Below are 22126 nucleotides of genomic sequence, written 5' to 3'. Positions count from 1 at the left end.
CACCATAGAGGAAACGCGAAACTCGATGAATCAGATCGCACTGGAAGAAATCTTTGATCACCTGGGAGAAGCCCATCTGGAGCAGCTGATCGCTGCCTTTTATCGTCGAGTGAAAACGGACGACATTCTAAACCCCATGTACCCGCAGGATGACATGGCTGGCGCAGAATATCGCCTGAAAGAATTTCTGGTATATCGTCTCGGTGGCCCTCAGCGTTATCTAAAGGAGCGAGGACATCCTGCTCTCCGTATGCGTCACGCACCGTTTGCGATCAACCAGAGTGCCCGGGATCGCTGGATGGAGCTGATGACTGCCGCCATGACTGAGACAGAAGTTCCCGCGGAAATTCGCCAGACCCTGGAACTGTTTTTCGACCAGATGGCAACCTTTCTGATCAACCGGGCCGGCTAAACGAGTAAAATATGGTTCATGAAAAAGGAATTCCCATGGAACTGGACGCACGCCTGCAGGCAGACTGCCATCCCATCTGTGAGCTGACGGAATCACGACTGCTGTTGATGAACAATGCGCTGGTCGACTGGTTCATTCTGGTTCCCCACTGCGAGGAAATTGAGCTGACGCGACTCCCCTTCGCCCAGCAGACCGCAATTCTGAGTGAGGTGAATCTGGTTGCCCGTTACCTGCAACAACACTATGAACCGGATAAATTGAATATCGCCACGCTGGGTAATGTGGTCAGCCAGTTGCACATTCATGTGATTGGGCGGAAACATACTGATCCTTACTGGCCGGCTCCCGTCTGGGGACAGTCCGAACGACTCGACTATACGGAAACGCAAATCGAACAGATCAGACAGAGTTTCACCGAATTCGTTCAGCAGGAAAATCAATAACTCATCCTTCTCTTTTAAATATCGAGCGACAGCATGTCACAATCACCAGTACGCATCGGAGTTCTCGGCTTAATTCATGACCACGTCTGGGATCATCTGCCCCAGCTGATGCATTCTGAAAATGCGGAGCTCGTGGGAGCTTTCGATACCAATCAGGCCTTGCGGGAACGCATTCAGAGTGAATTTGGATGCCCCGTTTATGAAACAGCTGAAAAACTATTGAGCGAACAGGAACTGGATGGCGTCTTCATTTTCAGCAGTAACAAAGCAGGGGCGGAACTGACACTACTGGCCTTGGAACAAGGGCTGCACGTGATGATCGAAAAGCCGATGGCTGCGAGTCTCGCGCAGGCCGAGGCGATGCTGGCTGCCGCTCAAGCAAAAGATCTGTGCCTGATGGTCAACTGGCCTTTCGCCTGGTGGCCCCAGATGCAACATGCGATTGCCTTTGCCAAAGCGGGTGGCATCGGAGACCTCTGGCAGGTGAAATACCGGGCCGCCCATGCCGGTCCCAAAGAACTCGGCTGCAGCGATTATTTCTGTGAATGGCTCTTTGATGCAGAGCTGAATGGTGCCGGCGCCATGATGGATTACTGTTGTTACGGCTGCGTCCTGGCCAGTAATCTGCTGGGAGAACCGGATTCAGTCACCGGCCTGGGAGGACAGTACCGCCCTGCCCCGCTTGGTGTAGAAGACAATGCGCTGATCGTCATGCAGTACCCGCACGGGGTTGCAACCGCGGAAGGGTCCTGGTCACAAGTCGGTAAACTGACAGCTTACGCAACCGCGATCTATGGTACCGAAGGAACCTTGATTGTCGAACCGCATAAAAAAGGAAGACTGATGCTGGCAACCGAGGACGAACCTCTGGGAACAGAGATGAAAGTCGAGTGTCCAGTGCTTACCCTGCAGACAGCGACAGAACATTTTGCACATTGTATCCGAACCGGCGAAACCCCCTGGGAATTGTGTGATCCCAAAATCAGCCTGTCAGCGCAGCAGATTCTGGAGAGAGGCGTGCAGCAGTTACAGCAAAGTTAAACGGCTTCTCGGCCCCTTTTGGGAATCGCCCCTTTTCTGTACGCGTCTGGAGCCTTACAATGAATACAGGCACCCGCCAGCTATACAGTTCGCGTGCCTGATTTGGTAATCACGACTGGATTACTGAAGCAGCCATAGACTCTAACAGAAGGATAGCAGTCATGACACTTTCACATGCCAAAGCGGGTGAAGTGGTTGACATAAGCCCGCTGGGGGCGGATCTGGAGTCAACTAAAACAACCACGCTGGTCAAAACGGAAGAGTTCCAGCTCATTCGCCTGGTTTTACAGGCTGGTAAGTCTTTGCCTGAGCACACAGCGCCCGGCATTATCACAATTCAATGCCTCGAAGGCCGCGTAAAATTCAACTGCTTGGGTGAATCACATGAGCTGACCGCAGGCAAGTTATTGCATCTACCTCACGCTGAACCACATGCAGTTGAATGTCTGGAATCCGCATCGCTGCTGTTGACGATCATCACCGACATGTCAGGCAAGCGTCCCCTGAATGCCATTGATGAGGCGGCAGATGAATCCTTTCCAGCGAGTGATCCTCCCGCCTGGAACGCAGGTAAGAGAATCTGACCTCCAAGTCTCGCTGTCCACACTGGAGCCTTGAGAAGTGGATTGTGAAAATTCACTGATTCACCTTTCCAGAATCTGAATGAATCTTTTAGAATTCAGTCAGGGCCTGTGATCTGGTTTGAGACACCGCAGGTACCTTTCTTTCCTGAGGCACCATTGGAGGAGCAGCTATGCGCAATATCCTGTTTATTCTCGTCTGTGGAATTCTGGTCACCAGCAGTGGAGATCGTCACTCTACTCTTTCTCCCGCCAGCGCTACTGAATTGGCTCCTGTAACAGCGAAGAACCAGAAGAAAAATCCGGCGCAGGAAAAAGTGTCTCAATTCATGCAGGCCAAACTGGATAGTTCCAAACAGGTTCTGGAAGGCATGATGACAGAGGACTTCCAACTGATCCAGAAAGGCGCGCAAAAGCTGATTGATATGAGTAACGCGACCCAGTGGCAAGTCGTGGAAGGTCCGGTTTTCGCTCAACAGAGTGCCGAGTTTCGCAATGCGGCTAAAGAGCTGCAGGATTATGCGAAAAAGAAAAATATTGATGGAGTATCACTCAGCTATCTGCATCTGACGATGACCTGCATCGCCTGCCATAAACAGATCAAAAAGACGGCAGTTGTGATGCGCTAACTCGCGGCATCGACTCTTTTCACTCTACTATCAATTCAGACAAGAGAGACGCAGATGCAGCGCGATCTACTGGAAAAACAGCTGCGGGAATACAACGTGGAACTGGTGCGGGCGATTTATGTCGGTCCCGATGGCATCGCGCGGGGCAAAGCGTTTCTGCCCGGTAGTATCGATGATGTACTCGCACACGGCCTGGGCCTGACGCAGGCTCAGGCTTCGGTGACGGTCTTCGATCATCTGCCTCCGGAAAGCCAGTTTCAACCCGTGGGTGAAGTGCGGATCTGCCCGGACATCAATACCTTTCAGGTGCTCCCTTACCTGCCAGGTCATGCGCGGATGATCTCTAACCTGAATACGATCCAGGGAGATCCCTGGGAACTCTGTCCGCGACATTTACTGCAGACGTTTCTCGACAGACTTTCTGAACGCGGGCTGGTCCTCAGGGCGGCCTTTGAAAACGAGTTTACCATCTATCGCAATGTGAATGGCAACTGGGAGCCCCTCGATCAGACGAACTGCTTCAGTTCCGCAGCCATGGATATGGCCAGCCCCTACATTCTGCCAATCCTCTCTGCACTGGAACAGCAGGGCGTGCAGGTTGAGAAGTATTACCCGGAAGCGGGCCATGGTCAGCATGAAATCCCCATTCGTCATCAGGCCGGCATGCTTTCCGCGGACCAGCAGGTCATTTTCAAAGAAACGGTGCGCGGTGTCGCCCTGGCGAATGACTTCCGGATTTCCTTCATGCCTAAAGCCTCGCCTGATTCAGCCGGAAATGGCTGTCATATCCATTTCAGTCTCTGGGACAAAGAGAGCGAACAGAATCTGTTCTACGATCCCAATGCCGCTTTTGGACTTTCAGAACTGGCGCTGCAGTTCACAGCGGGAGTCCTGAATCACCTGCCGGCAGTCATGGCATTTACCGCACCTACTACCAATTCCTACAGTCGATTCGTCGAGCGTTGCTGGAGTTCCTGTTATGCCTCCTGGGGACCTGACAATCGCGAAGCAACGCTCCGTGCAGCCTCCGGATTTCTGGGACAGGAATCCGCCACTGTCAATGTAGAATTCAAACCCTCAGATCCGACATGCAATCCTTACCTGGCGCTCTCAGCACTGCTCTGTGCCGGTCTGGACGGAATCGATCAGGGTGCTTCTCCCGGCGAACCAGTCATGACCGATCCGGCATTATTGAGCGAAGCCGAACGAGAATCGCGCGGCATGACGCGCTATCCCTCTGATCTGTCGGTAGCATTGTCTGCCCTGGAAGCAGACTCCCTGTTTCAACGCCACTTCGGTGAATCACGGATTCAAGACTACCTCACAATGAAGCGCGCGGAGATTGAAATGATCAATTCTCTGGAACACGCCGCAGAACAGACAGCCTACCTATTCCGCTTCTAAGCACTCACATGCCTGTATCGATAACCACTACCTCCGCAGACTTTTTTCGTGGTTGTGTTGATTTTCTCTTAAATTCTCATCAGCATATGGTTACTCGATGACGCTCACTCAATTGTGCCCCACCAGAGCCTTTCACTCCCCGTTGAACCTTGAGAAGTGAAACATGCCAGATCCGACTGACCTATTGAACTCTGACAGCTGGGCAACCTCTTTTCCCAAAAGCTCAGAAATCGCAGAACAGATCTGCCTCCGCATCCAGAGAGAGAAGCTGGTTCCCGGCAGTTATCTCGGAACTGTCGAAAAGCTGACTGAAGAATTCGGCGTGTCTCGCTCAGTGATTCGTGAAGCTGTCGGAAACTTACGCGGACTGGGAGTCATCACCGGTCGCCCCAAGGTGGGCCTTTCCGTGGCAGAGGGAGATATTCAATCAGTCTTGCGCAAAGTTCTGGTTCCTCAGACAACGTGTGAAAAAGGCTGGCGGGAAGTGGCCCAGTTGCGCGTGGTGATCGAGCTCGGTTCCATTCCGATGGTAATTCAGAATATCACGGCCTTGCAACTGGATCGACTGCAGGAGATCGTTGACGAGCAACATCTGTTGCTGGAGAACGATCAGCTGTCAGACGGACTGCTCCTGAAAAAGTTTGTCGAAAAAGATCTGCTGTTCCACGAAGCCCTCCTGCAGGCTGCGAACCAGGAATTGATCACACAGTTCCACCAGGTATTGATGAAGTATTTTCAACAGGGAATCGACTTCTTCCCGTTACCGACATTCCAGATGGTAGACGAACACCAGGCCGTCGTTGATGCGCTCCGAGATCGCGACTGCAATTTAGCCATTCAGAGTCTGACAGCGCATCTGAAACCGATTCATTCGATGCTGAATACACTCGAAGTTTCAGATACATCCCCGTCTGACGATTCCTTCGAGTAAATTGATTCTGCCCCAATCAGAGACGAGGTCCGCCACCATGAAGATCCTCTGCCTGTGTGCTGTTTTGTTACTTCCTGTCTGGTCAGCTGCCATCGCTGAAGAGCCGGTTCGCGAGATTGGTTCCCGCCGGGAACTGTTTGTCGATCGCTTTCTGGTCGGTGAGTTGATCGACACAGAACTCAAGCTGCATACACCACAGCTCATGCCGGCAGTTGATCCGCCACGTCCGCACGGCCACTATGCCACGGTTCTCAAAGCAGATGATCAATTTCAATTTTATTATCGGGGCGATACCCAGCCGGGCAATCACTGGAAAAAAGGCTGGGAACAATATCATGACGGCGAAGTCACGCTGTATGCGGAAAGTGAGGATGGGATTCACTGGACTCTGCCAGACCTGGGCATCTACCCGGACCATCCCACCTTCCCTGCAGGTAACGTGGTCCTGATGAATGAATTTCTGGTGAATCACAACTTCACTCCTTTCATCGATACCCGACCCGGTGTACCTGAGACCGAAAAATATAAAGCGCTGGGTGGGCTCGCTTATCAGCCGAATCAGCATCTCGAAGTCCGCAAACGCCGGGGACCGGGAGGCCTGAAAGCGTTTGTCTCACCGGATGGGATTCACTGGAAACCACTGCAGGCGGATCCGGTGATCCCGGAGGCGTGGGGCAAGTACTTCGATTCACAGAACTACGCATTCTGGTCTGAGAGCGAGCAGGCATATGTCTGTTATTTCAGACGGTTCATCAAAGGTTATCGTGGTATTGCCCGCACGACATCGCAGGATTTCATCCACTGGACTCCCTTCCAGGAAATGCACGCCAATCTTCCCAACGAACATCTCTATACCGCCTGTACTCAGCCTTACTTTCGTGCGCCGCACATTTACTTCGCGCTCCCTACCCGCTTCATGGCCAAGCGAGGTTCTGCAACCGACATTCTGTTTATGAGTGCCCGCGGTGCAGCTCCCTTTGATCGGGAATTCACCCAGTCATTCATTCGCCCCGGAATTGGTCAGGATGGCTGGGCGAACCGTGCGAACTACGCCGCTATCGGCATTCATCAGACGGGCCCTGCAGAGATGTCACTGTTCCTGACAGGGGGCCGACGTTATACACTCAGGCTGGACGGCGTCGCCTCCGTGAATGCCCCGCTGGAAGGGGGGACGCTGATCACCAAACCGCTGACCTTCACCGGTAACGAACTGGAGATCAATTATTCAACCAGTGCTGCCGGACAGATTCAGGTGGAAATCCAGGATGCTCAAGGAAATCCCCTGCCCGGCTTCGCGCTGGCCGACTGCGAACCAATTTATGGCGACCATATTGCCCGTACCGTGCGTTGGAAGGATGGGACTGATGTTTCCTCCCTCTCGGGAAAGCCGGTCCGTCTGCGTTTTGTGATGCATGATGCCGACCTCTATGCTTTGAAATTCAATCCCGCCCGGTAGTGTCAAGCCCCACTAAAGTCTTGTACCTGCGCCAGATTTGGACAAAAAACGGAAATGCTGTCTTGCCATCGGTTTTGAGTCTTCCTGAGAGTCGGTATGCTTAGGGTCAGAAGACTTTTTTTGCTACTTATGCTTGAAGGATCAAACCATGAAACCAATTCGAGAAGCGATGATTCTCGTTTGCTGCCTTACCTTGATTAACGGTTGTGCGAAACAGGGAGAAGTCGAGAAGCCGGCCTCCCAAGAAACAGCAAAAACCGAACAGGCGACTCAAGAGACACCGGAAGCCAGCGTTCCCGAGAGTGAGCTCAAAGCGGCTGAATCCCTCAAAGCCGCTGGTGCGAAACTGAAACTGGATAAAGACGGCTATGTCATCGAAGTCAATCTGCGTGGCACCGTAATCGATGATGCCAAAACGCTTGAGGCGATCACCCAGTTAACGCGCCTGCGATCGCTGCTGTTCAATGAAACACCGTTGAATGATGCGGTCCTCGAACTCGTGGGGCAGGTCAAATCGTTGGAAAATCTGGATGCACGTGACTGCTCATTAACCAATAAGTCGATCACTTACCTGACGGGGCTCTCCAGGCTCAAGGCACTTCGTCTGTCGGGCAATGAGGACATCGATGATGAAGCCATGCCGAACATCAACAAGCTAACCAACCTCAAAGCGCTGATGCTCGACTTCCTCTGGGTCAGTGACGATGGCCTGACTCAGTTGAAAGATCTCCAGAAACTGGAAGAAATCTACCTCGCAAAAACACTGATTGATGACAAAGCACTGCAGACACTGACCACATTTCCCAAGCTGAAAAAAATCCGCCTGGCACAAAATCAGATCTCCAACGAAGGACTCGCGGCCCTCGCGAAAATTCCACAGCTGGTTGAACTGGACCTGAGCGAGAACAGCCTGCTCTCCGACCCTGGTATGCAGCACCTCTCGGGACTGAAGGAAATGCAGAAACTGAATCTCTGGCGCGTCGCGCTGACCGACGAGGGCATCAAACCGTTACAGGGGCTGACCAAAATGAAATGGCTCAACCTGGATAACACACAGGTCACCGATGCCGGGCTGAAATATCTCAAAGACATGCATCAGCTCGAATTTCTGCACCTGGGTTCCACCCCCGTGTCTGATGCAGGATTACCGGCACTGGAAGGACTGACCAGCCTCAAAGAGCTGACAGTCACCCGGACGGCGGTCTCTGAAGCAGGCGTCCAAGAGCTGAAAAAGAAACTGCCGAATACCAAAATTCAGCTGAAATACATTCCTGGCGAGTAATTCAATCTGTAAAAAAAGCCCGGCTTCCCAATTTGGAAGCCGGGCCTGTCTTTGCGCTGACCGCGGGATTAAACGACTTCCCAGCCGTCGCGGTATTCTTTCGAGATGAACTTGTCGGCTGCAGGACAGTTCGTTGCTTTGAGGTTCGCTGCATCCCAATCCAGGGCACACTGCGAACGATAAGCCACATTGCCCAGCAGAACTGCTTCAGTCAGGGCACCAGAATAATCAAAGTTACAGGTGGTGGGAGAACCATCCTTGCAGGCCTTGATCCATTCGGCATGATGACCGATTGAATTCGGAATAGACTCTTTTGGTGGTTTGAAGTCGCCGAACTTTTCTTTCGGGAACAGTTTATAGCTGCCATAGTTGGCAAACATGGATCCCTCAGTTCCGACAAACATCACACCGCTTCCCGGTACACGCTGACCGGCGACTTTCTTGGGAATCATGTTTCCGTCGTACCAGGTCAGGTTGACGGGTACCAGGCTGCCCCGTTTGGGGAACTGGTAACGAACGGTCAAACCGTGAGGACAGGCTTCGGGATGGACTTCGGGGCCTTCGGCTTCACAGTGCGTCGGATGACGCAGGTCGAGTGCCCAGAAGGGGAGGTCCATATAATGGCAGGCCATGTCACCCAGAGTCCCCTGGCCGAACTGCCACCAGCGACGCCACTGTGCGGGATGATAACGACCGGCGGCATAGGGACGCTCAGGTGCAGGACCGAGCCAGAGATCCCAGTTTAGGTTCTTCGGTGGATCCTGAGTTTCAGTCGGCAGATCGCCGCCGCCCCAGCCTTTTCCAACCCAGACGTGAACTTCACCGATATCGCCCAGAACTCCGGATCGCACAATCTCAACAACGCGACGGTAATTGTCGCCGGCGTGAATCTGAGTTCCCAGCTGTGTGGCAACGCCGTGCTTCTTCGCCTCTTCAGCGATGATACGTGCTTCCTGTACGGTGTGCGTCAGCGGTTTTTCGCAGTAAACGTGAAGTCCTTTGCGAATAGCGCGAATCGTGGCGGGGGCGTGATGATGGTCGGTGGTGCCGATGACGACGGCGTCAATCTTTCCATCTTCGCTTTCCAGCATCTCGCGGTAGTCTGCATAGCGACGGGCATCTGGTAAGCTCGATCCTGCTCGATCGAGGTAATTCTGGTCAACGTCTACCAGGGCGACGATGTTCTCACTTTTGACACCCGCGACATCGGCTGCAGCGCGGTTCGCGGTTCCGATACAGGCAATATTCAGTTTTTCATTCGCGGACTTCGAAGCAGCGGGAGCCAGCCCCGTCCAGAGTCCTGTAGAAATTGCGGCGGCGCCGGCAGTCGTGCTTTTCAGAAACTCACGACGGCTGAAGTTTGAATTCTTTTGCATTAATCAGTCCCATAAACAGAGGAAGGCCGCGGTTCGTCTCGGCCTGTGGAGTGATGATTAATTGACGTTCAAAAGTCAATTCTCCCGGTTCGCACCGGGTCTGCCCCAGACATCTTACGCTTCTGGCTTGAATCCGCTGGAGATTTCAGCCGTTTATTGTACTTCGATTCACTCTGGAACAGCGCATCTATAATTTAAGATTCCTTATTTATAGTAAATGGTATCCTGACTCAAGACCATTCCAGTTGAGCATTCTTTTACAGTTTCCGGGAGAATCCAGGTGCCTGTACTGACGCTTCTGACACAGTATTCTAACGCTGTTACTGTGCAGCATTTCCTGTCGATTTCTGGATGAGATAGACCATCATAGGACCGCGTTCGACATCCCCCTCGACGATTTTGACATCGACCGTCTGATCCCCTTTGTGCAGGGTAACATTTTTGAAAACATGTTCGGAGTGGTCTGCAGGGACGACCGAATGAAAGAGGTCATTTCCGACCTTCATCGTCAGCTCGGCCGGCATGGGTGGCTGCGACTTCGAGAACTGTACCTTGAGGTCATAGGTGCCATCTTCTTCCACTGTAATCAGCCAGACCCCGCGGGCGTCGCGCGTCCAGCCTTTTCCCTTGGGGCCGTTGTAACGCCAGTCCTGCCGCGTCAGGACCGTTGTCGTTTCTTTGGGATTCCCGACATGAATGCGCGGCGGAGCGTAATTATCGGGGCGGGTATGACTCACATCGGTAAACCACTGGTCATACTGTTTTGTCAGCCGTTTCGCGACCGCTGGTTTCGTCTGTGCCAGATCCTGACGTTCACCCGGATCGTCGCTGAGCTGAAACAGTTTGCCGGGCACATCCGGTTTGGAAAAAGTCATCTTGTAATTCTGTGTCACGACTGCGGCATTCGTCCGCGGCGTCGGTTCATCACCTCGATGCCACTGCAGGAACAACGCCCGCTCTGGCCAGTTTTCGGCTTCATTTTTGAGCAGCGGCAGAATGTTCTTGCCATCCAGTTTCAACGCTTCCGGTTTGGAAACACCGGTAGCTGCCAGAATTGTCGGGAAGATATCGTAGTGGGCTGCAATTCGACCATTGACGGTTCCCGGCGTGAGTTGAGCGGGCCAGTGTGCCAGCAGCGGAGAACGTATGCCCCCTTCATTGACACTTCCTTTCGCCCCCTGGTGCGGACCGACATAGCGTGGACCGTTGGGACCGTTATCGTTCAGGAACAACACCAGTGTATTGTCATAGGCGCCGATCTCCTTCAAACGGGCAAACAGGCGTCCGATATTCTGATCGATATTTTCGATCATCGAGAATACGCGTGACGTTTTATCGAACAGCTTTTCATTTTTCCGTTTGGGATTCAGGGTATAACCGTACGCGTCTTTGAGGTCCATCGCTTTGTACTTCTCTCGCAGTTCCTCGGGAACGTCATCGAAGGGTCCGTGGGGCGCGTTGGTAGCCAGATAGATAAAAGTGGGCCTGTTATCCACCTCGTTCTGTTCGATGAATTTCATGGCATGGTCGAAATAGATATCGGTGCAATAGCCTTTCATCTGTTTTTTTTCGCCATTATGGAACAGAACCGGATCGGTGTATTTGCCAGCTCCTTCAGGTGGATCGCTGGGCTGGCCAATGCCGCCGCCACGATGCACGAGCACTTCCTGGAAGCCCTGGTCCTGAGGACGCATGGGATAGCTGTCTCCCAGATGCCATTTCCCGAAAATTCCGGTTCGGTAGCCTGCGGGTTTCAACACCTCAGCGATGGTGACCTCTTCCGGCTCCAGCATGGCTCGTCCGATGTAAGTATCGATAGCACGGGTGCGATAGTTATAGCGGCCCGTCATCAGGTTGGCCCGAGTCGGCGTACAGACGGGACTCACATAAAAACGGCTCATCCGCGCGCCGCCGGCTGCCATCTTGTCGAGGTTAGGGGTATTGAGAATTTTATTTCCCAGAAATCCATAGTCCCAGCCTCCCTGGTCATCGGTCATGATCAGAATCACATTGGTATGCTGAGCGGCAGACAGAGCAGCAGGGGAACCGAAGCAGAGTACCAGCAGCAGTCCTGCCAGACAGCGGGCGTAGAAAGTTCTCATGTTGTCAAATCCAGAGGCAAGGATAATAAAGGGGTGCAGAGTCCGGACGCAGGCTCCCCGATTTCGGGATGCAGAATATCCCCGGGCAGAGGCGCCTGGTATAATCTCAAGTCTATGCTTTTGGTCTACCCACTGCAAACAGTTTATGGGAATCCGCCTTAGATCAGGAGAGATCTGAAAACCCTTAACACCGCGAGAATGAACATGCACCAGCCTTGTTTATTACGGTCAGATATTCTGATGTCGCTTCGGGAGTCCCCTCCTCAAATCTTGATTTAAATCGGATAGATGAATGGTGCCAGTCCGCTGCCACTGATGAAGACCAGCAGGCCAATCAACAGCAGCGCGATGATGATCGGCGCAAGCCACCACTTTTTGTTGTGACGGAGAAAATCCCAGAACTCGACGACAATCCCGGGCGCGGGCTGTTCAGACTGCGTTTGAAATTCCGCCTGTGTTTTCTCATCGGCTGCGGGTTCTGTTGAGTCTGAATCTGTCATCTGCTGACCTGCGTATTTGAGCGCGATTAAAACTGCCGAAAATAATCTTCGGGGGAACGTGTTTCTGTTTTGGGTTTCCAGTACGTGCTGGTTTCGGAATCGAAGTGTTTCTCGATGAGCTTTCGACCTGACAGTCTGATGATTAACCCCACGGGTGTGATCACGAGATAATATACCACAGCGATTAACAGGCAGGAAACCAGCCAGCGGAGCGGATAAAACAGGAGCATCCACAAAAGATACACGGGCCGCATCGAGTGCGGTGTCAGCCAGGCAACACATAACACAACCAGTGCCACGCCGAACAATGTGCTCGAGAGAAGCCCAGATGCCCCACGCTGCAAACAGAATGCGCCTCCCAACACACACAGACAGGCCAGCGCAACTGCAAACATGCGCAGTTCGCGTTGGTGGGGATTCCAGTTGATTTCGATGAGCGTCATACGGTGTTTATTCATCCGATCATTATCTTCAGTCGAGTGTCATGCCCACTGGCTGTTTCCGGGCTGCCTGCATCTGTTCTGCTGACTGTTCCGATTTCATAACCACAAAATGTTCGAGAACCAGCACATCCAGATCGGTCGACATAAAACAGTGCCAGGCGTCCTGGGGAGTGCATACAGGAGGCTCACCGCGTACGTTGAAACTGGTGTTGATCAGTAAGGGGACCCCTGTCAGTTTTTCAAACTCCGAGATCAACTGATAAAAGAGACCATGCCGCTCGACATCGACGGTCTGCAGGCGAGACGAACCATCGACGTGAGTGACTGCGGGGATATTTGCTTGTGGCTGGACTTGCGTCAGTTGCAGCATATACGGGCTCTCGCATCGCTCGGGAAAATCGAAGTAGTCGGTAACACGCTCTCGCAAGACTGCAGGAGCAAAAGGACGGAACGATTCGCGGAATTTGATTTTCTGGTTCAATATCGACTGCATCTGCGCACTGCGTGGATCGGCGAGAATACTGCGTCCGCCCAGAGCCCGGGGACCGAATTCCATCCGCCCCTGGAACCAGCCGACGACTTTTTCTTTCGCCAGTAATCTGGCAACTTCTTGACAAAGCTGCTGGTCGTCAGAGACACATCGGTAAGTAATCTGCTGCTGATCCAGAAACTGCTGAATTGCTGCATCATCAAAACTCGGCCCCAGGAAACTGCCGCGCTGCTGGTCCGTTGCTTGAGTACTTCGCGGCTGATTTAAGAGCTGATGCCAGATCAACTGAGCTACTCCCAGTGCGCCTCCCGCATCACCGGCCGCTGGTTGAATCCAGACTTCATCAAACGGCCCTTCCCGCAGGATCCTGCCATTCGCCACACAGTTTAATGCAACCCCACCAGCCATACAGAACCGCGTCTGCTGCGTCTCCATATGCACGTGTTGAACCATCTTGAGCAGGATTTCTTCGAGTACAAGCTGAATCGAAGCCGCCAGATCTTTGTGTCGCTGTTTGATCTCGGTTTCCGGTTGACGGGGAGGACCACCAAACAGTTTGTGAAACCGGGTGGAGGTCATTGTCAGGCCATGACAGAAGTTGAAGTAAGAGAGATCCAGGCGGATCGAGCCGTCGGCTTTGATGTCGACCAGTTTCTCCCGGATCAGATCAGCGAATCGCGGCTCTCCGTATGGCGCGAGTCCCATCAGCTTATATTCACCAGAATTGACGCGAAAACCACAGTAATAAGTGAATGCAGAATACAATAAGCCAGGGGAGTGCGGATAATGCAACTCGCTCTGTATCTTGATTCGATTTCCTTGACCGACTCCATAAGCGGCGGTAGCCCACTCTCCCACACCGTCGACTGTCAGGATTGCTGCTTCCTCAAAAGGAGAAGGGAAAAACGCACTGGCGGCGTGTGAATCGTGATGCTCACAAAAGACGATGCGTTTCTGATATTTGCCCTGCAGTTCCCGTTTGATGATGCGGGGCAGATGTAATTTGGTCTGTAGCCAGCTGGGAATCGTATTCAGAAACGCACGAAAACCAAATGGAGCAAAAGCCAGCGTGGTTTCGAGCAGCCGCTCAAATTTCAGAAACGGTTTTTCATAGAAGCCGACATAGTCAATTTCGTCTGCGGAAAGACCGGCTTCCCGTAGGCAATAATCAATCGCCTGTGAGGGAAACGAGGCATCCTGCTTAACGCGGGTAAAGCGTTCTTCCTGGGCTGCGGCGATAATTTCACCATCGACAATCAGCGCTGCAGCCGAGTCGTGATAGAATGCCGATATACCCAGAATCGCGGTCATAGAATAATGCCTGCTTAGAGCCAGGACACCAAGTCCCTGCGAAGAAAATAGTATGCTCCAGTATTACATACCTCAAACGAGCTGCAAGACTGAATGCTCTGATCGGAGGAGAATTGAACATGGAATGGCTCAACCACACGGATGAGACTAGCTCTACCAGCCTGTCATTAGGGCTGCACGTGATCTATAATTTAACCTCGACAGAGATCCCCCAGCTTCTCACTGAGACAACAATCATTTGAGGTTTCGATATGCGACACATGCGATTTTCTCTCCCCCTGCTGCTTCTACTCCTGGTCATCTGTGGAACCCGCCCTGCACCAGCGCAGGAGAGCGAGCCGAAATATAAAACGATTGCTGATATTTCTTATCGGACTGAGGCAGACACTGCGCAGGATGAATACATGCGTGAACGCTGCAAACTTGACCTGTACTATCCCACGACGATTAAAAACTTTCCCACGGTCGTCTGGTTTCATGGGGGCGGTTTGAAAGGGGGCGGAAAGCAGATCCCCAAAGCGCTGCGGGATCAGGGGATTGCCGTTGTGGGTGTCAACTATCGATTATTCCCCAAAGCAAAGAAGCCGGCGTACCTCGAAGATGCGGCCGCAGCGGTTGCCTGGACCTTTGAGAACATCAAGAACTATGGTGGTGATCCCAACCTGATTTTCGTGGCCGGACATTCTGCGGGCGGCTACCTGACCAGTATGCTCGGCCTCGATCGTCGCTGGCTGGCGGCACACGAGATTGATGCCAATCAGATCGCGGGACTGATCCCTTACAGCGGACACTGCATCACCCATATGACTGTCCGGGAAGAAATGGGCATCGGCCGCGACCAGCCTGTGATTGATGACATGGCACCTCTCTATCATGCCCGCAAAGATGCACCGCCGATCCTGTTGATCACAGGAGACCGGGAACTGGAATTCCCGACGCGTTATGAAGAAAACGCTTATCTCAACAGCCTGATGAAGGTTGTCGGCCACAAAGAGACGCAGCTGTTTGAACTGGATGGATTCACACATGGTACGATGGTGGAGCCTGGTCACCTGCTCGCGTTGAAAGAGATCAGGCGCATCGTCAAGGCGCGTAAACAGGATACAGCACAGAAATAAATCAGTGCCGGGCACGCAGCCGGAGTGCGTTACTGATCACGGAGATCGAACTGAAGCTCATCGCGGCAGCCGCAATCATCGGACTGAGTAGTGTATGGATGCCGAAGAAGGGAACCAGGATCCCTGCGGCAATCGGAATGCCGAGTGCGTTGTACCCGAAGGCGAAGACCAGGTTCTGATGGATGTTCCGCATCACGAGCCGACTTAGATCGATGGCATCGACCACGCCCCGCAGATCTCCTTTGACCAGGGTCACCTCGGCACTTTCGATGGCGACATCGGTGCCGGTTCCCATCGCAATCCCCACATCGGCTTCCGCGAGTGCCGGTGCATCGTTGATTCCGTCACCGGCCATCGCAACTTTGTGACCTTTTTCGCGCAGGGCTTTGATCTTTTCATACTTGTCCTGCGGTTTGACGCCGGCTTCGACATCATCGATATTCAATTGTCGGGCGACTGCCCGGGCGGTCTTTTCGTTGTCACCAGTGACCATCACAATCGAAAGTCCGAGTTCATGCAGCTTGCGAATCGCTGGTTCGGTGGTTTCCTTAATCGGATCCGAGACCGAAAGAAAGCCGGCGAACGTACCATCAATGGCAACAAAGATAACCCCCTGCCCCTGCTCACGGAGCTCGTTCGCCTGCGACATCAACGCGTCGTCGATGCTAATGGAATTGTCTTCCAGCATCGCGGCACTGCCGATCAACACAGGGTTCCCCTGGACGGTCCCTTTCACGCCGGCCCCCGTTACGGAATCAAAGTCCTGAACTTCGTCGAGCTGAATTTCCTGCTCCTTTGCAGCCTGCACGACTGCCTGAGAAAGAGGATGTTCGCTATGCTGTTCCACGGCGGCTGCCCACATCAACAGCTCGTCTTCACTCAGGTCCCCCGCAGGCACACATTGAGTTAAGCGGGGCTGGCCTTCGGTCAATGTCCCTGTTTTATCGACCACAATGGTATCGACTTTCTGAAGTGTCTCCAGAACTTCTGCGTTTTTGATCAGAATCCCCTGCTTCGCTCCACGGCCGACGCCGACCATAATCGACATCGGTGTGGCCAGCCCCAGCGCACACGGACAGGCGATAATCAATACAGCGACGGCGTTGATGAGCGCATAGGCCAACCGGGGTTCTGGTCCCAGCCAGCTCCAGAGCAGAAAGGTAATTACGGCAGTGCCCAACACGACCGGTACGAAAACCGCAGCGACCGAATCGACGACCCGTTGAATGGGAGCCCGACTGCGCTGCGCAGTGGAGACCATCTGAATGATCTGTGAGAGCAGAGTCTCCCCTCCCACTTTTTCGGCTTTCATCAGAAAGGATCCGGTCTGGTTCACCGTCCCCCCGATGACATCGGCCCCCTGCTCCTTGGAGACGGGAACCGGTTCGCCGGTAATCATTGATTCATCGATCAGGCTCTTGCCTTCTTCGACGACGCCATCCACGGGCACCTTTTCGCCGGGACGTACGCGAAGCAGATTTCCCGCTTCGACTTCTTCCAAGGGGATATCCCGTTCCTCTCCATCGACGATCAGATGCGCGGTGGGAGGTGCGAGAGCCAGCAGTTCCCGGATTGCGGAATTCGTGCGTTTTCGTGCCCGCAGTTCCAGCATCTGTCCCAGCAGAACGAGTACCGTAATCACTACGGTCGCCTCGAAGTACAATTCGACCGAGCCATGTTGTCGAAACGACTCGGGAAAGATTCCGGGCGCCAGTAACGCGATCACACTGTAAATGTAAGCGGTGCCCGTTCCGATGCCGATGAGCGTGAACATATTCAGGTTCATGCTGACAATCGATTTATAAGCCCGCTGATAGAGAGGCCAGCCGGCCCAGAACACGACCGGTGTACTGAGCAGAAACTGGATCCAGCCTGAGGCTTTCGCGGAAATCCAATCATGCACGGGGACGCCCATCATGGGGAGCATGGCCAGCAGAAAAACAGGGAGTCCCAGGATCAGACCGCCCCAGAATCGACGGGACATCAGCTCGTATTCGGCAACCTCTTCAGCTGAGTCTTCCTGTTGTGGCATGATCGGCTCCAGATCCATGCCACAGATAGGGCAACTGCCTGGCCCTTCCTGTTCAATCTCCGAGTGCATGGGACAGGAATAGATTGTGCCGGCGGGAACCTTTGCAGGGGCTTTCTGATGCTGCCCATGGTGCTCATGCCCGCCGTCGCCGTGCTCTTCATGATGACAACAGCCCGATTTCTGCGCAGGTTCGGACTGCTGCTCGTGGTGGCACTCCTCTTTTGCGGGAGCATCTTCATGGTGATGTTGCGCCAGAAATTTATCACGACAGCCCTGGCTGCAGAAGTACCAGGTCTGGTCGTCCACGGTCGCGTTGAGAGCAGTCGATTCGTCGACCTGCATGTGACAAATCGGATCAGTGGCCGTCATTTAATACCTGCTTTCTGTGACTGCTTACCTCATTGTTTGAGTCGGGCCTGTTCTTTCTGAATCATCTTCTCTTTCAGGCTTGTTGAGCCGGCAGGTCCAAACACCTTGATGGCATGAAATACCAGACCGATCCCCCAACCTCCCAGAGGCCAGATAAACCAGTAGTTGTCGGGAGAGCGAGTCAGGTTCAAGGTGATCAGACCAGCATTCACGAGGACGTAGACTCCTGCGTGAATCGCGAACCCCATTTTCTTCTCGACTCGTTCCTTCGCCAGTTGGTAATTTTCATCTTGTTCAGACATGATTCTTCTCCTGTCAGTCTCTGAATTTATACCGCAGTCTGTCGTAAAAAAACAGCTCGAACCAGAGGCGGTAGCCCTGCACCTGTTTTGAAATGCAAGTCCCATGCCAACCCGAAGCTGTCCCGATTCCCTTGATTCCAAAGCCTTACTCGAACAGCGTTTTGGAAAACCACCTACACTCAATAAAAAACGGTTGCTGAACCGCCAGAATGCAGGCTCAGCAACCGTTATCAGTCGTCACTTAAAATTGCAGATCATTAATCCTGGGAGAGATCCAGCGAGAGACTGATCTGGCTGTTTTTACCTGCCTGCTGTATCTGCAGCGGAAGCTTCCACTGCGTCGAATGCTGTTTGCATAAGCCCCCTACGCCATCGCGACAGTAGCCGAAGCGCAGATTCAATAGATAAGTTCCAGAGGCAGCATCCAGAGCCGGAAGTTCCAGAACCAGTTGATCTCCTTTGACGGTCCCCTTCCCTGTAGCGACTGTTTCTCCGGAGGCATCTGCCGCTTTCAAGGAAAACTTAATAGGGGCCAATGGCGAAAGCTTATAGTCTGTGGGGAGTTGGGGAGTAACAGTCACCTTGATGGGCTTTCCTGCCGCAACGGTTTGTGCAGAGGCGTTCAGCGCAGCTGCCGATGTGGCTGCAAAGCTGTCTCCAGAAGTCTTCGGTAATTCCGGAGGCGTCAGTCCCTGCACTTTGAATTCACTGACTTGATCATTATCAAGATTGACAACACAGATCCGGTGATTGTTGGTATCTGCAACGAACAGACGGTTTCCGACTTTAGCCAGGCCTGATGGCTCAGAAAATTCGGCAGGCTTCAGACTCTTGCCATCTTTGCCGGTTCCCAGAAACGTTTTGACTTCGTTCGTTTTAAGATCGATGGTCTTCAATTTGTGATTGTAAGTATCTGCGATAAACAAGCGACCGTTATCGAACAGAACTCCCAGGGGATGCTGCAGACGGGCCTTATCGCCGATGCCATCCTTGTCTCCGAACTCAAACAGGGAACGACCACGTTCCAGATCGGAAGTTCCGGCGATGGTACTGACGGTTCCCTGCTTTGTGTCCACTTTGCGTACTGCAGAGCCTTCACTGTCGACGACATAGAAGATGTCTCCATCAACGGCGATACCTGATGTCTGTGCAAAAGCGGACGTATCGAGAGGGCCGTTGGTGATATCTTCTCGACCGGAGCCGGCGTAGACGCCGATTTCATCTGAGCCGAGTTTGTGCGACCAGATCTGATGTGGGCCCGCCATACAGATATAGAGCGTGCCATCAATCTCGGCCAGTGCCCAGGGACTGTTGAGTGCGGTCGTTCGCAGTTTGCCACCGGGCTTACGGGTACGAGCCTGTTCCCCGGTGCCCGCCAGAGTCGATACCTGTTTTTGATCGAGATCAATTTTGCGAATCAGGTGATTTTCGGTATCGGCAACATAGAGAGTATTGCCGATCAGTGCCATGCCCTGGGGATGATCAAAGGCTGCGGTTTTATAATCACCGTCTTTATTGCCGATCTGGCCGGAACCGATCACATCCAGCAGTTTCCCATCGAGAGAGGACACGACAATGCGGTTGTGATTACTGTCTGAGATGAAGAGTCTGTTGTGCGCTTCGTCAGCCAGCAGTTTGCCTGGAAATTTCAGAGGCGTCGGTTTCAGCTTGGCCGATTCCAGTTCGAAATGCACGGGAGTTTCATCGAGCGTTCCCTTGGCACGATGATAGGCTATGACCTGCTCCAGAACTTTGTCGAGCAGTTCGCGATTACCTTCTCCTGAAATGTGACCGCAGTAATTACCTTCCGGATCGATGAGTACCATCGAAGGCCAGGCACGTACACCGTACTTGCGCCAGACGGTCATATTGGAATCATTGATCACGGGATGCTTGATTTCATAACGCTGAATGGCCCGGCGGATGTTATCGGTCTCTTTTTCGTTATCGAATTTTGCAGAATGACAGCCGATAACGACCAGTTCGTTTGGATATTTCTTTTCCAGGTAAGCCAGGTCGGGCAGTACGTGCATGCAGTTGATACAGCAGTAGGTCCAGAAGTCGATGAGTACGACTTTTCCCCGCAGGTCTTTGAGGGTGATCTCACCAGCAGAATTTAACCATTCCGTACCACCGTCGAGGCTGGGTGCCGGCGGACGATTCGGGAACGGATTTTTCATTACCGGCCCGGACTCTGTATCTGTTTTTTCTTCTGTCTGCTTTTTTGATGGGGTGGGCGACTTCTCATCTGCGTGGACTGCTGACAATCCTGATCCGCAGACAGTCATCCATGCTACAAGAAGTACGGTGAGGAGGTAGAATTGTTTCAGAAAAGCCTGCTTTCCTGGCATGCCTGATTCTCCTGTTTAGGTTGGCGTCTATGAGGTGGGTCTATCAATTCTGATGTCAGCTTGCGCGAGGCGCACTCTCTTATTGTAGAGACCCAGACAGGGAGGGGAACAGCCCAGCTCACAAATTTCACGGACCAATCCAGATTCACTTATTGATCATAACCCACTGACACGGATTATGTTGCGACCAGGACGATCGAATTACTCGTGACGGAGTGCTTCGATCGGGTCGAGTTTGGCAGCGGAGATCGCGGGGTAAATTCCGGAGAGAATTCCAATGGTCACCGAAATACCAAAGGCAACCGGCAGACTCCAGAAGGCGATCTGTGGCTGCAGGTCGAAGAACATGCGGCCCACATCCGAACCTGCAGTACCCCCTTCCATCACGAAGTTCTGCACGAACCACTGGATGCCCAGGAAGGTGACGGGGGTCAGCAGACCAAATGCGACGCCAATGAGGCCGCCTGATCCTGCGAGTACGATCGTCTCGGTGAGGAACTGTTCGACAATGTCCCGTTGACGGGCTCCCAGTGCGCGGCGGACACCAATTTCACGGGTGCGTTCGGTCACGGTGGCCAGCATGATATTCATAATACCGATGCCGCCCACCACCAGACTGATGGCGGCAATGGACCCGAGCACGACGTTAAAAATCATACGGATCTGTTCTGCCTGCTTGAGCAGTTCCAGCGGTACGACAACCGCGTAATCTTTATTGCGGGGATGTGACTGCTCCAGCGTTTCCCGAATTGCCTGCGCGGTGGGGAGAACCGTGTCTTTGTCATTTACACGCAGGGTGATCTGATTCAATTCGATATGCTCGGCCGTCATACTGCCTGCCTGCCGTTTGATATCGAGGTCGCCTTCACGTGCCTGCAGCGTTTTGATAGGGATGTAGACGTCTTTGTTGTAGTCCTGCCCGGAGAGGCTGCCGCCGATGGCTGCGGAAGCGGTACGGTCTTTCGTCACTCCCACAACGGTGTAGAACATGGGACCGATGCGAATCGATTGCCCGAGCGGGTTTTCAAACTTGAAGAGTTTGTTAGCAACTTCGTTGGCAACCACGGCGACGTTGAGTAGTTTGTTCTGATCACTGGCGGTGAGAAAACGGCCTGCAGCCAGATCAAGGTGATTCATCCCCATGTACTCGGCGGTACAACCCACGACGCGGGCATTCATGGCTTCTTTGAGGAAACGAACCTCCCGATCGACTTCCCGGATGGGAGCTGCGTTGACAATCGTGGGCAGGGTTTCCGTCAAAACTTTGTAATCAGAGCGTAACAGACCATATTGCAGAACGCGGGCGCTGCTGGATGTCTGTGCGACTTCGTCCGGTGGTTTGATACTACGGACGATGACGTTGGTTGCCCCCAGTTCGAGTACCTGTTTCTGCGCCTGGGCGCTGGCACCTTCTCCAATGGCCAGCATGGCGATCACAGAGAAGACGCCGAACACAATCCCGAGCATGGTCAGGCCGGACCGCAGCTTATGCAGCAGCAGGCTTTTCATAGCGAGTCTGACAATGCGAATGATACGGGTCATGCGAGCGGCCT

Annotated in this window: 19 protein-coding genes; 10 read left to right on the top strand and 9 right to left on the bottom strand. The window is 53.1% G+C overall.

The annotated features are described in order from the left end of the window. Positions 1 to 25: 25 nt before the first annotated feature. The 9 genes from FYZ48_RS21710 (at position 26) to FYZ48_RS21670 (ending at position 8179) form a co-directional block, all read left to right on the top strand. Positions 26 to 412, top strand: a complete 387-nt coding sequence (locus FYZ48_RS21710) for a globin domain-containing protein (RefSeq protein ID WP_149344262.1) — start codon at positions 26 to 28, stop codon at positions 410 to 412. Positions 413 to 447: 35 nt separating this feature from the next. Continuing rightward, positions 448 to 855, top strand: coding sequence for an HIT domain-containing protein (locus FYZ48_RS21705; protein WP_149344260.1), 408 nt, complete (start codon positions 448 to 450; stop codon positions 853 to 855). A 33-nt stretch (positions 856 to 888) separates the two neighbouring features. Beyond that, positions 889 to 1896: a Gfo/Idh/MocA family protein gene (locus tag FYZ48_RS21700; protein WP_149344258.1), complete on the top strand. Its 1008-nt coding sequence runs from the start codon at positions 889 to 891 to the stop codon at positions 1894 to 1896. Between the two features lie 161 nt (positions 1897 to 2057). After that, positions 2058 to 2480: a cupin domain-containing protein gene (locus tag FYZ48_RS21695; RefSeq protein ID WP_149344256.1), complete on the top strand. Its 423-nt coding sequence runs from the start codon at positions 2058 to 2060 to the stop codon at positions 2478 to 2480. Between the two features lie 170 nt (positions 2481 to 2650). Further along, positions 2651 to 3106, top strand: coding sequence for a cytochrome c (locus FYZ48_RS21690; protein WP_149344254.1), 456 nt, complete (start codon positions 2651 to 2653; stop codon positions 3104 to 3106). Positions 3107 to 3160: 54 nt separating this feature from the next. Continuing rightward, complete coding sequence (locus tag FYZ48_RS21685; RefSeq protein WP_149344252.1) at positions 3161 to 4510, top strand: glutamine synthetase family protein; 1350 nt, start codon at positions 3161 to 3163, stop codon at positions 4508 to 4510. 163 nt (positions 4511 to 4673) lie between these two features. Beyond that, positions 4674 to 5441 carry a FadR/GntR family transcriptional regulator gene (locus tag FYZ48_RS21680; protein WP_149344250.1) on the top strand — a complete coding sequence of 256 codons (768 nt, stop codon included), beginning with the start codon at positions 4674 to 4676 and terminating at the stop codon, positions 5439 to 5441. A gap of 37 nt (positions 5442 to 5478) precedes the next feature. After that, on the top strand, positions 5479 to 6897 hold the full coding sequence (locus FYZ48_RS21675) for a hypothetical protein (protein WP_149344248.1): 1419 nt from the start codon (positions 5479 to 5481) through the stop codon (positions 6895 to 6897). 148 nt (positions 6898 to 7045) lie between these two features. Continuing rightward, positions 7046 to 8179: a leucine-rich repeat domain-containing protein gene (locus FYZ48_RS21670; protein WP_149344245.1), complete on the top strand. Its 1134-nt coding sequence runs from the start codon at positions 7046 to 7048 to the stop codon at positions 8177 to 8179. A gap of 68 nt (positions 8180 to 8247) precedes the next feature. Here FYZ48_RS21670 and FYZ48_RS21665 read toward each other — a convergent pair whose 3' ends face one another. From FYZ48_RS21665 to FYZ48_RS21645, 5 genes are all read right to left on the bottom strand, one after another. Further along, positions 8248 to 9555, bottom strand: a complete 1308-nt coding sequence (locus FYZ48_RS21665; RefSeq protein ID WP_145190235.1) for a Gfo/Idh/MocA family oxidoreductase — start codon at positions 9553 to 9555, stop codon at positions 8248 to 8250. 320 nt (positions 9556 to 9875) lie between these two features. After that, complete coding sequence (locus FYZ48_RS21660) at positions 9876 to 11657, bottom strand: arylsulfatase (RefSeq protein WP_149344243.1); 1782 nt, start codon at positions 11655 to 11657, stop codon at positions 9876 to 9878. Between the two features lie 275 nt (positions 11658 to 11932). Then, a complete protein-coding gene (locus tag FYZ48_RS21655; RefSeq protein ID WP_149344241.1) occupies positions 11933 to 12157 on the bottom strand; it encodes a DUF5989 family protein in 225 nt (74 codons plus the stop codon). A gap of 26 nt (positions 12158 to 12183) precedes the next feature. Then, a complete protein-coding gene (locus FYZ48_RS21650; protein WP_149344239.1) occupies positions 12184 to 12615 on the bottom strand; it encodes an SxtJ family membrane protein in 432 nt (143 codons plus the stop codon). A 13-nt stretch (positions 12616 to 12628) separates the two neighbouring features. Next, positions 12629 to 14401 carry a carbamoyltransferase family protein gene (locus FYZ48_RS21645; RefSeq protein WP_149344237.1) on the bottom strand — a complete coding sequence of 591 codons (1773 nt, stop codon included), beginning with the start codon at positions 14399 to 14401 and terminating at the stop codon, positions 12629 to 12631. Between the two features lie 260 nt (positions 14402 to 14661). Between FYZ48_RS21645 and FYZ48_RS21640 the strand changes: the two genes are divergently transcribed. Then, positions 14662 to 15519, top strand: coding sequence for an alpha/beta hydrolase (locus tag FYZ48_RS21640; RefSeq protein WP_198422255.1), 858 nt, complete (start codon positions 14662 to 14664; stop codon positions 15517 to 15519). 1 nt (position 15520) lies between these two features. On the opposite strand, the gene FYZ48_RS21635 is transcribed toward FYZ48_RS21640, so the two are convergent. The 4 genes from FYZ48_RS21635 to FYZ48_RS21620 all read right to left on the bottom strand — a co-directional run bounded on the left by FYZ48_RS21635 (position 15521) and on the right by FYZ48_RS21620 (position 22115). Then, positions 15521 to 17920 carry a heavy metal translocating P-type ATPase gene (locus tag FYZ48_RS21635; protein ID WP_149344233.1) on the bottom strand — a complete coding sequence of 800 codons (2400 nt, stop codon included), beginning with the start codon at positions 17918 to 17920 and terminating at the stop codon, positions 15521 to 15523. A 29-nt stretch (positions 17921 to 17949) separates the two neighbouring features. Further along, complete coding sequence (locus tag FYZ48_RS21630; RefSeq protein ID WP_149344230.1) at positions 17950 to 18222, bottom strand: 2TM domain-containing protein; 273 nt, start codon at positions 18220 to 18222, stop codon at positions 17950 to 17952. 257 nt (positions 18223 to 18479) lie between these two features. After that, positions 18480 to 20402, bottom strand: a complete 1923-nt coding sequence (locus tag FYZ48_RS21625) for a thioredoxin-like domain-containing protein (protein ID WP_242022733.1) — start codon at positions 20400 to 20402, stop codon at positions 18480 to 18482. Between the two features lie 372 nt (positions 20403 to 20774). Then, complete coding sequence (locus FYZ48_RS21620) at positions 20775 to 22115, bottom strand: ABC transporter permease (protein WP_149344228.1); 1341 nt, start codon at positions 22113 to 22115, stop codon at positions 20775 to 20777. Positions 22116 to 22126: the final 11 nt, after the last annotated feature.

The organism is Gimesia chilikensis, assembly GCF_008329715.1.
In the GTDB taxonomy this organism is placed as follows: domain Bacteria; phylum Planctomycetota; class Planctomycetia; order Planctomycetales; family Planctomycetaceae; genus Gimesia; species Gimesia chilikensis.
Note: the sequence above shows the minus strand (reverse complement) of the source record. Positions and strands in the feature narration are given on the sequence as shown.

Excerpts from the sequence above, each read along its gene's own strand:
- FYZ48_RS21710 (WP_149344262.1), top strand. The coding sequence starts at position 26 with ATGAATCAGATCGCACTGGAAGAAATCTTTGATCACCTGGGAGAAGCC.
- FYZ48_RS21705 (WP_149344260.1), top strand. The coding sequence starts at position 448 with ATGGAACTGGACGCACGCCTGCAGGCAGACTGCCATCCCATCTGTGAG.
- FYZ48_RS21700 (WP_149344258.1), top strand. The coding sequence starts at position 889 with ATGTCACAATCACCAGTACGCATCGGAGTTCTCGGCTTAATTCATGAC.
- FYZ48_RS21695 (WP_149344256.1), top strand. The coding sequence starts at position 2,058 with ATGACACTTTCACATGCCAAAGCGGGTGAAGTGGTTGACATAAGCCCG.
- FYZ48_RS21690 (WP_149344254.1), top strand. The coding sequence starts at position 2,651 with ATGCGCAATATCCTGTTTATTCTCGTCTGTGGAATTCTGGTCACCAGC.
- FYZ48_RS21685 (WP_149344252.1), top strand. The coding sequence starts at position 3,161 with ATGCAGCGCGATCTACTGGAAAAACAGCTGCGGGAATACAACGTGGAA.
- FYZ48_RS21680 (WP_149344250.1), top strand. The coding sequence starts at position 4,674 with ATGCCAGATCCGACTGACCTATTGAACTCTGACAGCTGGGCAACCTCT.
- FYZ48_RS21675 (WP_149344248.1), top strand. The coding sequence starts at position 5,479 with ATGAAGATCCTCTGCCTGTGTGCTGTTTTGTTACTTCCTGTCTGGTCA.
- FYZ48_RS21670 (WP_149344245.1), top strand. The coding sequence starts at position 7,046 with ATGAAACCAATTCGAGAAGCGATGATTCTCGTTTGCTGCCTTACCTTG.
- FYZ48_RS21665 (WP_145190235.1), bottom strand. The coding sequence starts at position 9,555 with ATGCAAAAGAATTCAAACTTCAGCCGTCGTGAGTTTCTGAAAAGCACG.
- FYZ48_RS21660 (WP_149344243.1), bottom strand. The coding sequence starts at position 11,657 with ATGAGAACTTTCTACGCCCGCTGTCTGGCAGGACTGCTGCTGGTACTC.
- FYZ48_RS21655 (WP_149344241.1), bottom strand. The coding sequence starts at position 12,157 with ATGACAGATTCAGACTCAACAGAACCCGCAGCCGATGAGAAAACACAG.
- FYZ48_RS21650 (WP_149344239.1), bottom strand. The coding sequence starts at position 12,615 with ATGAATAAACACCGTATGACGCTCATCGAAATCAACTGGAATCCCCAC.
- FYZ48_RS21645 (WP_149344237.1), bottom strand. The coding sequence starts at position 14,401 with ATGACCGCGATTCTGGGTATATCGGCATTCTATCACGACTCGGCTGCA.
- FYZ48_RS21640 (WP_198422255.1), top strand. The coding sequence starts at position 14,662 with ATGCGATTTTCTCTCCCCCTGCTGCTTCTACTCCTGGTCATCTGTGGA.
- FYZ48_RS21635 (WP_149344233.1), bottom strand. The coding sequence starts at position 17,920 with ATGACGGCCACTGATCCGATTTGTCACATGCAGGTCGACGAATCGACT.
- FYZ48_RS21630 (WP_149344230.1), bottom strand. The coding sequence starts at position 18,222 with ATGTCTGAACAAGATGAAAATTACCAACTGGCGAAGGAACGAGTCGAG.
- FYZ48_RS21625 (WP_242022733.1), bottom strand. The coding sequence starts at position 20,402 with ATGAAAAATCCGTTCCCGAATCGTCCGCCGGCACCCAGCCTCGACGGT.
- FYZ48_RS21620 (WP_149344228.1), bottom strand. The coding sequence starts at position 22,115 with ATGACCCGTATCATTCGCATTGTCAGACTCGCTATGAAAAGCCTGCTG.